The organism is Streptomyces sp. NPDC002138 (assembly GCF_040296485.1).
Taxonomy (GTDB): Bacteria; Actinomycetota; Actinomycetes; order Streptomycetales; family Streptomycetaceae; genus Streptomyces.
Map to the genome: position 1 here is coordinate 16,603 of NZ_JBEOXE010000090.1, position 10,511 is coordinate 27,113.

General features: G+C 71.8%; 7 protein-coding genes and 1 pseudogene. 3 read left to right on the forward strand and 5 right to left on the reverse strand.

The window, feature by feature from the left end:
* Positions 1-32 precede the first annotated feature (32 nt).
* Positions 33-1,604 carry an MFS transporter gene (locus ABT084_RS34490; protein ID WP_351052729.1) on the reverse strand — a complete coding sequence of 524 codons (1,572 nt, stop codon included), beginning with the start codon at positions 1,602-1,604 and terminating at the stop codon, positions 33-35.
* Positions 1,605-1,667: 63 nt separating this feature from the next.
* On the opposite strand from ABT084_RS34490, the gene ABT084_RS34495 reads away from it, so the two are divergent.
* The gene (locus ABT084_RS34495) at positions 1,668-2,621 is read left to right on the forward strand and encodes a helix-turn-helix transcriptional regulator (protein ID WP_351052732.1); all 954 of its coding nucleotides are present in this window, start codon (positions 1,668-1,670) and stop codon (positions 2,619-2,621) included.
* Positions 2,622-3,171: 550 nt separating this feature from the next.
* Here ABT084_RS34495 and ABT084_RS34500 read toward each other — a convergent pair.
* The 3 genes from ABT084_RS34500 to ABT084_RS34510 form a co-directional block, all read right to left on the reverse strand.
* Positions 3,172-4,158 carry a sigma-70 family RNA polymerase sigma factor gene (locus ABT084_RS34500; protein ID WP_351052734.1) on the reverse strand — a complete coding sequence of 329 codons (987 nt, stop codon included), beginning with the start codon at positions 4,156-4,158 and terminating at the stop codon, positions 3,172-3,174.
* Between the two features lie 540 nt (positions 4,159-4,698).
* A complete protein-coding gene (locus ABT084_RS34505) occupies positions 4,699-6,237 on the reverse strand; it encodes an MFS transporter (protein ID WP_351052737.1) in 1,539 nt (512 codons plus the stop codon).
* A 150-nt stretch (positions 6,238-6,387) separates the two neighbouring features.
* Complete coding sequence (locus ABT084_RS34510; protein ID WP_502969267.1) at positions 6,388-7,119, reverse strand: TetR/AcrR family transcriptional regulator; 732 nt, start codon at positions 7,117-7,119, stop codon at positions 6,388-6,390.
* A 435-nt stretch (positions 7,120-7,554) separates the two neighbouring features.
* Between ABT084_RS34510 and ABT084_RS34515 the strand changes: the two genes are divergently transcribed.
* Both ABT084_RS34515 and ABT084_RS34520 read left to right on the forward strand, forming a co-directional pair.
* The gene (locus ABT084_RS34515) at positions 7,555-8,832 is read left to right on the forward strand and encodes a M6 family metalloprotease domain-containing protein (protein ID WP_351052741.1); all 1,278 of its coding nucleotides are present in this window, start codon (positions 7,555-7,557) and stop codon (positions 8,830-8,832) included.
* Between the two features lie 231 nt (positions 8,833-9,063).
* Positions 9,064-10,308 (forward strand): serine hydrolase domain-containing protein, encoded by a 1,245-nt coding sequence (locus ABT084_RS34520; protein WP_351052750.1) that lies wholly within the window; start codon positions 9,064-9,066, stop codon positions 10,306-10,308.
* Positions 10,309-10,385: 77 nt separating this feature from the next.
* Here ABT084_RS34520 and ABT084_RS34525 read toward each other — a convergent pair.
* Positions 10,386-10,511: pseudogene (locus ABT084_RS34525) on the reverse strand (XdhC/CoxI family protein); the annotation flags it as partial.

The following is a 10,511-nucleotide window of genomic DNA, read 5'->3' on the forward strand; positions in this document are numbered from 1 at the left end:
GCGGGCATGTCCGTGAAGTGGGGCCGGAGGGCCTAGGCGACCGGGACCTTCTCCAGGGCGATCTCGCCGCCGGCGCCGTTGTCGCCGGCGCCGTCACCCTCGTGGGAGACGGCGGCCTGCTTGCGCGGCAGCGCGAACATCACCGCGAAGATCACGACGAGGACCGCGACCACCCACCACAGCGCGCTGCGGAAGGCCTCGACGTACTGCGGCCCGAAGACCGTGTCGTTCTCGATCACACCGAAGTAGACGACCGAGGTGAGGCCGAGGCCGAGCGCGTTGCCCATCTGTCCGGTGGTGTTGATCAGGCCCGAGGCGGAACCGGCATGCTCGCGCGGCACCTCCGAGAGGACCGTGTCGGTCAGCGGGGCCACGATCAGGCCCATGCCGATGCCCATCACCACGAGCGGGGCGGCCATCTGCCAGGAGGCGATGTCCATGCCGTAGTGCTGCGACTCCCAGATGTAGAGGAGCAGGCCCGCGGCCATGGTCAGGGCGCCCGCCTGGAGCACCTTGCGGCCGAAGCGCGGCACCAGCTTCTGCACGGACAGGCCCGCGGCGGCCGAGACGGCGATGGAGAAGGGGATGCCCGTGGTGCCCGCGCGCAGCGCGCTCCAGCCGAGGCCCATCTGCATGTACATCGTCCAGACCAGGAAGAAGATGCCGGTCGCGATGCCGAAGGTGAGCTGGACGGCGATGCCGGCGGCGAAGCTCTTGACCTTGAAGAGGGACAGCTCGACGAGCGGCGAACCGTCCTTGCGGATCTTGTACTTCTCGTACGCGATGAACCCGGCGATCAGGAACGGGACCGCGCCCATGCACAGGAAGCCCCACAGCGGCCAGTCGTTCTCGCGTCCCTGGGTGAGGGGGTAGATCAGCATGACCATGCCCGCGGTGGCGATGAGGACGCCGACCAGGTCGAGGCGCAGGGCGCGGGGAGCCTTGGACTCGGTGATGAACTTGCGGCCCAGGATCACGCCCGCGATGCCGACCGGAAGGTTGATCAGGAAGATCGGGCGCCATTCGAGGCCGAGGATGTTCCACTCGGTGAGCAGCGCGCCGAGCATGGGGCCGGAGACGGCGCCGAGACCGACGATCGCACCGAACATGCCGAAGACCTTGCCGCGCTCGTGCGGCGGGAAGGTGACGTGGATGATGGCCAGGACCTGCGGGACCATCATGGCGGCCATCGAGCCCTGGAGCAGGCGGGACGTGACGAGCATGGCCGGGTTGGCGGCGATGCCGCAGAGCAGGGAGGCGGCGGTGAAGCCGGCTATGCCGATGAGGAAGAGGCGCTTGCGGCCGTAGATGTCGCCCAGGCGGCCACCGGTGATCAGACCGGCGGCGAAGGCGAGCGCGTAGCCCGCGGTGATCCACTGGATGGCGCTGGTCGAGGCGTGCAGGTCGCCCCGCATGCTGGGTATCGCGATGTTGACGATCGTGACGTCGACCAGGTCCATGAAGGCCGCGGTCATCACGATGGCGAGCGCCAGCCAGCGGCGGCGGTCGGCCTTGGCGTCCAGCGGGGTCTCACCCCACTCTTCTGCTGCTGATTCGGGCCCGGTCTCGTTCTCGGGCGATGTCTTGGAGGTCTCCGTGCTCATGAGGAGAAACCTAGACGGCATGTAGGTCAGTTGGTGTCCTATTTCCCTGGCAATGTTGGGCTCATGACCGACACCCCGGCACGGCTGCTGACCCTGCTGTCCCTGCTCCAGACCCCGCGCGAATGGCCCGGGAGCGAGCTGGCGGACCGGCTCGGGGTCAGCTCGCGGACCATCCGGCGCGACATCGACCGGCTGCGGGACCTCGGATACCCGGTCGAGGCCACGCTGGGCGCGGAGGGCGGGTACCGGCTGGTGGCGGGGGCGGCGATGCCGCCGCTGGTGCTGGACGACGAGGAGGCGGTGGCCATCGCGGTGGGGCTGCGGGCCGGGGCCGGGCACGCGATCGAGGGGGTCGAGGAGGCGTCCGTACGGGCCCTGGCCAAGCTGGAGCAGGTACTGCCCTCGCGGCTGCGGCACCGGGTGAGCTCGCTCCAGTCGGCCACGGTCGCGCTCACTCGCGGGGACGGGGCCAGCATCGACCCGCGGACGCTGACGGCGATCGCTTCGGCGACGGCCGGGCGGGAGCGGCTGCGGTTCGCCTACCGGGCGAGGGACGGGGCCGGGACGCGGCGGCTGGTGGAGCCGAACCGGCTGGTGAGCACCGGGCGGCGGTGGTACCTGGTCGCCTATGACCTGGACCGGGAGGACTGGCGGACGTTCCGGGTGGACCGGGTGAGCGAGCCGTTCGCGACGGGGGCCCGGTTCACGGAGCGGGAGCTGCCGATGGACGCGGTGGCGTTCGTGGAGCGGGGGCTGCGGGGTGGGCCCGGGGAGACGTACGAGGTGGAGCTGCACTTCGCCGCCGAGCCGGAGGCGGTGCCGGGGTGGCTGGGGCCGGCCTGGTCCGATCCGGCCGGGGGGTGCCGGGTGCGGTTTCCCTGCGGGGACGCGCCGGAGTGGCTGGCGGCGCGGCTGGCCCTGACGGGCCTGCCGTTCACGGTCCTGTCCCCCGCGTCCCTGGCGGCCACCGCCCTGGCCCTGGGCAACCGGCTCGCGGCGGCGGCGGCCCAGCCGTGACGTTCCTTCCCGGGGGGCGGGGGGGTGGGCCGGCCAGGGGCGCCGGGGGCCGCTGCCTACGGCGTGCCCTCAAACGCCGGGCGGGCTGGAATTCGGCCCTGCCCGCCGCAGCCATGACCGTCCCCGTCGGCCGCGCCTACCGCGTGCCCTCAAACGCCGGGCAGGCTGGAATGTGGCCCTGCCCGGCGCAGCCATGACCATTCCCGTCGGCCGCGCCTACCGCGTGCCCTCAAACGCCGGGCGGGCTGGAATTCGGCCCTACCCGGCGCAGCCGTGACCGTTCCCGTCGGCCGCGCCTACCGCGTGCCCTCAAACGCCGGGCGGGCTGGATTGTGGCCCTGCCCGGCGCGCATCTTTCCGACGCGGACGAGGCAGCCCACCGGGCGGGAGCAAATCCAGCCCGCCCGGCGATTGAGGGCGCACGTGCCCGCGCGCGCGGGGGCAGATACAGCCCGCCCGGCGATTGAGGGCGCGGGCGGGGGTGGGGAAGCCCCGGCACCTGGGGGGGTAGGTGCCGGGGCGGTTTGGGGGGACGGGGGTCAGGCCCGGGTCAGGCCACCGCGTCGAAGCCCGTGTCGCGGGCCATCCGCTTCAGTTCCAGGAGGGCGTGCTTCTCGATCTGCCGGATCCGCTCGCGCGTCAGCCCGTGCTGCTTCCCGACCTCGGTCAGCGTCCGCTCCCGCCCGTCCTCGATCCCGTACCGCATCTTGATGATCGACGCGGTGCGCTGGTCGAGCTTCGCGATCAGGTCCTCGAGCTCCTCGCTGCGCAGCAGCGACATGACCGACTGCTCCGGCGAGACGGCCGAGGTGTCCTCCAGCAGGTCACCGAACTGGGTGTCGCCCTCGTCGTCGACCGCCATGTTCAGGCTGACCGGGTCGCGCGCCCAGTCCAGCACGTCACCGACGCGCTTCGGCGTCGTCTCCAGCTCGGCCGCGATCTCGGCGTGCTCCGGATCCCGCCCGTTCTCCCGGTTGAACTCGCGCTGCACCCGGCGGATGCGCCCCAGCTCCTCCACGAGGTGGACGGGCAGGCGGATCGTGCGGGACTGATCGGCGATGGAGCGGGTGACGGCCTGGCGGATCCACCACGTGGCGTACGTGGAGAACTTGAAGCCCTTGGCGTAGTCGAACTTCTCGACCGCGCGCACCAGACCGGCGTTGCCCTCCTGGATCAGGTCGAGCAGGGGCAGCCCGCTGCGCGGATAGCGGCGCGCCACGGCGACGACGAGGCGCAGGTTGGAACGGATGAAGACTTCCTTGGCGCGCTCCCCCTCGGCGGCGAGCGCCTCCAGCTCCTCGGTCGTGGGCAGGGCATCGCCCTCGCGCTCTATCCGGCCGTCGAGGATCTGCTGGGCGTACACGCCCGCCTCGATGATCTGGGAGAGCTCCACTTCCTTCGCCGCGTCGAGCAGCGGGGTGCGCGCGATCTCGTCGAGGTACATGCCGACCAGGTCGCGATCGGCGATCTCCCCGCCGGCAGCGCGCCCGCTGCTGGAACCGGAGGACTGACGACGGGCGACGGCGCGGGTTGCCATGCGTGCTCCCTTGCAAAGAGTTCGGTCGCGGTGCGGCTGCTGCTACTGGTGTGGCGGTAAGGCGGTACAACTGGCTGCGGCCCCCGGCACACTCTCCCGAGTGCCCGCATCCGAAGGAAACAACGACTGGAATCGGGACAGAATTCCCGCGGCGCCTCCCTTTTCCGAGATCTTGCAGTATCCTGCCCCGCCGCAGAGCGGTGCCCGATACTGCCGGATCCCACGGACGTGCAGGTCAGGCCCGGAATCGAGGCCGAGGCGAGGCCCTCGACGAACCTCCGCCACCGCCCCGCCCGTGAGACGGCCGTCACATCCGGCACAGCCGACTCGGCCGCGTTCACCGCCGGTCGGCGCCGCCCCCGGCCGAGCTCCCGCACTTCTACCCCCGAAGACGGCCCGTAACGGCTTCGGGTTGCCTGCGTGGATGACCGTATTGCCGGAAACGCGACGGCCCCACCTCGCTCGAATGTGGATTCGAACGAGGTGGGGCCGTCGTCAGTCATTCCGTCACTGCGGCGTCATCGCCCGCGGGGCCCCCGGTCAGTGCGCGATGACCGGGATCCTGTTCTCCGCCCCGGCGTCGGCGTCCGCGCCGTCACCGGTGGCCGTGGGCCCGGTGTCGGGGCGGCCCGTGTTGATCAGCGTCAGCGCGATGAGCGAACTGGCGACCAGGATGCCGACCGCCCACCAGATCGCCGAGGAGTAGCCCTCGACCATCGCGCGGGCCTGCACCAGCTTGGCGGCGGCGCCGCCCCCGGCGGCCTCGGCCGCGTGGGTGGTCAGGTACGCCGTGGTGGCGGAGGCCGCGATCGTGTTCAGCAGCGCCGTACCGATCGCGCCGCCGACCTGCTGCGAGGTGTTGACCATCGCGGAGGCGACACCGGCGTCGGCCGGGTTCACCCGGTACGTCGCCAGCGACATGGCGGGCATGAACGCCGAGCCCATGCCCAGACCCAGCAGCAGCTGAGCCGGGAGGATCAGCGCGGGGTAGGACGAGTCCACCTCGAGCTGGGTCAGCAGCAGCATGCCGGAGGCGGCGAGCAGGAAGCCGGGGCCCATCAGCAGGCGCGGCGGAACCCGGGTCATCAGGCGGGCGCCGATCTGGGTGGAGCCCGTGATCATGCCCACGATCATCGGCAGGAAGGCGAAGCCGGTCTTGACGGGCGAGAAGCCCTTCACGACCTGGAGGTAGTACGTCAGGAAGAGGAACAGGCCGAACATCGCGATGACGGCCAGACCCAGCGAGAGGTAGACACCGCCGCGGTTGCGGTCCATCAGGACGCGCAGCGGCAGCAGCGGGGACTTCACCTTCGACTCGACGAGCACGAACGCGCCCAGCAGCACGGCCGAGCCGACGAACAGGCCCAGGGTGAGCGGGTCGGTCCAGCCGTTGGCCTCGGCGCGGGTGAAGCCGTAGACGAGGGAGACGAGACCGAGGGTGGAGAGCACCACGCCCGGGATGTCGAGCGCGGAGCGGTTGCGGGTACCGGCGGGCTCACGGATGACCAGCCAGGCGCCGATGGCCGCGATGATCGCGAACGGGATGTTGACGAAGAAGGTCCAGCGCCAGTTCAGGTACTCGGTGAGGAAACCGCCGAGGATCAGGCCGACGGCGCCGCCGCCGCCCGCGATCGCACCGTAGATGCCGAAGGCCTTGGCCCGCTCCTTGGCATCGGTGAACATCACCGCGAGGAGCGAGAGCGCGGCGGGTGCGAGGAGCGCGCCGAAGGCACCCTGCAGGGCGCGGGCGCCGAGCATCATCGCCTCGCCGTTCGCGGCGCCGCCGAGCGCGGAGGCCAGGGCGAAGCCGATGAGACCGACGATGAAGGCGTTCTTGCGGCCCCACAGGTCGGCGATCCGGCCGCCGAAGAGGAGGAGTCCGCCGAAGGCGAGGGCGTAGGCGGTGATGACCCACTGGCGGTTGCCGTCGGAGATCCCGAGGTCCTGCTGGGCGGACGGCAGGGCGATGTTCACGATGGTCGCGTCGAGGACGACCATCAGCTGCGCCAGGGCTATGAAGACCAGCGCCCGCCAGCGACTGGGGTCAGCCTGCGGCAGGCTCGCGGCTGTTTTTGACATGGGGGTACCCACTTCACGGTGCGAAATTACTTGAATGACTCGAGTGACTCGAATGACTGGGATGTACTGGATGAGCTGAATGAGCTGGCTGTACTGGAATGACGTGGTTTCGGGCGGTCCGTCCGACGCTAGCGGGAGCGATCTCGCGCGTCACATGGTTTTCTGCCTCAGGTCTTCGAGCGTGGCCGGGAAGCCCGGCAGCTCGGAGCGGGCCGGAGCCCGCAACCCGTCCAGGAAGAGCTGGAGGTGGCGGTGCGCGAAGCGGTCCGCGTCGAGGCAGACGATGCCCGGCAGCGGGCGGCTGAGCTGGGAGAGCGCGACCATGAGATCGCCGACGGCGATGTCGGTCCGCACCAGCCCGGCTCGCTGACCGGCCGCCAGCAGGCTTTCGATGGCCTCTTCCAACGCGTCGCGCGACACGAGGAGTTCGGGGTCCTCGCGGTCGAAGTCGCCGCCGAGCATGGGGCACAGGGCGCCGATCCGCTCGTCCGCGGCCGCATGGGTGAAGCGGCAGAGCGCCTCGAAGGCGTCCACGCCCGCGCCTCCGTCAACCACGCCCCCGCCGACCGCGCCTCCGTCAGCCGCCGGGCCCCGCGTCGCGGCCAGTGCGTCCTCGGCCTGACCGGCGACGCGGTCCATGACGAAGAGCACCACCTGGTGGACGAGGGCCGCCCGGTCGGGGAAGTGCCGGTACAGGGTGGCGTTGCCGATGCCCGCGCGGCGCGCGATCTCGTCGAACGGAGCGTGCGCGCCGAATTCCACGAACATCTCGCGGGCCGCCAGCAGGATCCGCTCACGGTTGCGCACGGCGTCGGCGCGCGGCCGCGGCACCCGCTCACCGGTGAGCCGAGCGCCGGACGCGCACACGGCGGCCTCCGACAGGTCCACCGGGACGGCCGCAGCCGCCGGCTCCGCCGGCAGCGTGCTCGACACGCTCGAGGCGCTCGACGAACGCTTCACTCCTGGCCTCCCTGACTCCGCGGCCGTGCGGCCTCGTGGTTCCGTACCTCGTGGTTCCGTACGCGATCCCGCCCCGTACGGCGATCGCGCCGCTTACGCCGATCGCGGCGATCGCGGCGCCTCGGCAACCGGGGAGCAAGTCCCCGCTTACGTCGACTCACATGCAAACGGGGATCCAGTCCCCGGTTATTTCACCCTCCGGTGTGACCTGAGTCACACCCCCAAGCGGACCCTTCGTCGGCCCCCTCCGCCCGGATGGCCGCTCCCGGCGCGCGGGCGCGCCGTACCCGTCGGAGGGTGATCGCACAGAGCGCAGACCGGATCCGGCCGGCTGCCGCGGACCCGAAGGCGCTCTCCATGCCGCAGACCCGCCGCCGGATACGCACACCCCGTCGCGCCAGCGCCTACATCGGCCTCACCGCGCTCGCCATAGGCATCACGGCCACCACCAGCGTCGGCATAGCCGGCCGGACCCACACGGCCGCCGGCCCCGCCGCGGCGACGACCGAATCGGTCCTCGCGCCCTGCCGGATCTCCGGAGCCATGGGCGTGCAGATGTCCGAGGGCGTGCCGACCGCTCCCGGGTACTCCCGCTCGACCGGCGAGGTCCGCGCGCTGAACCTGATGATCGACTTCCCGGACGCCAAGGGCGAGGGCTCGGCCCTCGACCGGCTCGCCGAGTTCTTCCCGCAGACCTCCGACTGGTTCCGCACCAGCTCGTACGGGCGGCTCACCTACAAGCCCGAGGCCCCGATACGGACCTGGCTGCGGATGCCGATGCCGTTCTCGGCGTACGGCATCGAGCGCGGCACCGCCTACGAGCCCGGCTACCGCCAGCTCGTCGAGCACATAGCCCGGGCCGCCGACGCCCAGGTGGACTTCAGCCGGTACGACCTGATCAACATCCTGATCACGCCGAACGCCGGGCCGTCCGCCCTCGACACCGTGCTCTCGGTGACCTTCTCCGGCAACGCCGAGGCACCGAAGGCCGACGGCGTGCCGCTCGCGAACACGTCCTTCATCTACAGCCGCCAGGACGACGGCTCCGGCTCGTACCGCGAGACCGGCTACCGGGTGCTCCCGCACGAGAACGGCCACGTCTTCGGGCTGCCCGACCTCTACACCCAGGACGGCGGCGGCGCCGTCGGCCACTGGGACGTCATGAGCGAGGACTGGGGCGCCAACAACGACCTGCTGGGCTGGCACAAGTGGAAGCTCGGCTGGCTGGACGCGAACCAGATCAGCTGCGCCGCCAAGTCCGGCACGAGCGACCACATCCTCTCCCCGCTCGCGGTCGAGGGCGGCACCAAGCTGGCGTTCGTACCGACCTCGGAGAGCGCCGGGTACGCCGTCGAGGTGCGCACCCAGGCCGGGAACGACGAGGCCGTCTGCAAGCCCGGGGTCCTCATCTACAAGGTGGACTCCGAGGTGGACACCGGCCGCGGTCCGGTCACCGTGGCCGACAGCGCGGCCGCCAGCGGCGGCTGCACCCGGCGGCCCAACGTGCACGGCGAACTCTCGGACGCGCCCTACAAACCGGGCGAGACCTTCACCGACGCGGCGGCGGGCATCAGCATCTCGGTGGTCGGCGAACTGCGCACCGGCGGCTACCAGGTCCGCATCACCCGTCCGTAGGACCGCGGCTCCGCCTCGCGGCCCGGGGGGCACCGGCCTACGCTGAGGACGTTGCTGCCTCGGGGCCGTCGGCCGACAGGAGGCCGTGCGTTGAAGCCGAAGCCGGAACCGGAGCCGGAGCCGGAACCGAAGCCGGAACCGGAGCCGAAGCCGGAACCGAAGCCGGAGCCGGAGCCGGAGCCGGAACCGGAACCGGAACCGGAACCGGAACCGGAGCCGGGCCACCTCCGGCTGCGCCGAGCCTGGGTGGCCGCCGCCGCGGCGAGCCTGCTCCTCGCCCCGGCCGCCCCGGCCCTCGCGGGCTCCGCGTACGGGGCGCCCCCGACCCCGGCGCCGTCCGCCACCACGGCACCCGCCGCCTCCACTGCCTCCACCACCACCCCCTCCCCCGGTACCGAGGGGAACTTCCCGCAGCTCACCCCCGCCGTCGCGACGCGCCTGGACGCGGCCGTGCGCTCGGCCATGGCCGAGACGCGGACGCCCGGTGTGATCGTGGGGCTGTGGGCCCCCGGCAGGGGCAGCTACGTCAGGGCCTTCGGCGTGGCGGACAAGGCGACCGGCGCTCCCATGGACCCCGGGCTCCGCATGCGCATCGGCAGCGAGACCAAGACGTTCACGGTCACCGCCCTGCTGCGGCTGGTGGACCGGGGCAAGGTCCGCCTGGACGACGCGATCAGCGGGTACGTACCGGGCGTTCCGAACGGCGACCGGATCACCCTGCGCGAACTGGCGGGGATGCGCAGCGGCTTGTTCAACTACAGCGAGGACGCGGACTTCAACAAGGTGCTCGACACCGAGCCGCGCAAGCCACTCGCTCCGCAGCAGCTGCTCGATTACGCCTTCAGGCACCCGGTGCGGTTCCAGCCGGGCACGCGCTTCGAGTACTCCAACACCAACCTGATCCTGCTCGGGCTGGTGGTGGAGAAGGTCACCGGGCGTCCGCTCCACGACGTCATCACCCAGGACGTCCTGGAACCGGCCGGGCTCCACCACACGCTCTTCCCGACCGGGGCCGGCTTCCCCGAGCCGCACGCGCACGGCTACACCGGCCAGGCCACGCGCGAGGTGGACGCGACCGACTGGAACCCCTCCTGGGCCTGGGCCGCCGGCGCGATGATCTCCGACCTCCAGGACCTGCGCAGCTGGGCCCGCACCCTGGCGACCGGCGCCCTGCTGACGCCCGCGACGCAGGCGGAGCGGCTCAGGACCACCCCGATCGGCGTGCCCGGCGCGGGGTACGGACTGGGTGTCTTCGACGTCCAGGGCTGGATCGGCCACAACGGCTCGATCCCCGGGTACGAGAGCCTGACGGTCTACCTCCCGCAGGCCCGCGCGACCCTGGTCGTCCTCCTCAACACCGATGTCCTGCACGACGGCAAGGAGCCGAGCGCGTTCTTCGGCGAGGCGGTCACCGCCATCGCCACCCCGGACCACGTGTACCCCGGCCACGCGCCGTCCGCGCCCAAGGGCGGCTGACCGCCCCCGCCACGCACCGGACCGGCGCCACCGGAGCACCGAAGCGCCGGAGCACCGAAGCGCCGGAGCACCGGCCGTCAGGCGATCCGGGCCATCACGACGTCCGCGCCGTCGTGGTGGATCGGGGTGTGCGCGCCGGTGAGGGCGCGGCCGCTGCCGCCGCGCCGGCTGGCCACGATCTCGGCGGCGATGGACAGGGCCGT

Bases quoted from the DNA above. Each gene is read 5' to 3' on its own strand.
- ABT084_RS34490 (WP_351052729.1), bottom strand. From the start codon at position 1,604: ATGAGCACGGAGACCTCCAAGACATCGCCCGAGAACGAGACCGGGCCC.
- ABT084_RS34495 (WP_351052732.1), top strand. From the start codon at position 1,668: ATGACCGACACCCCGGCACGGCTGCTGACCCTGCTGTCCCTGCTCCAG.
- ABT084_RS34500 (WP_351052734.1), bottom strand. From the start codon at position 4,158: ATGGCAACCCGCGCCGTCGCCCGTCGTCAGTCCTCCGGTTCCAGCAGC.
- ABT084_RS34505 (WP_351052737.1), bottom strand. From the start codon at position 6,237: ATGTCAAAAACAGCCGCGAGCCTGCCGCAGGCTGACCCCAGTCGCTGG.
- ABT084_RS34515 (WP_351052741.1), top strand. From the start codon at position 7,555: ATGCCGCAGACCCGCCGCCGGATACGCACACCCCGTCGCGCCAGCGCC.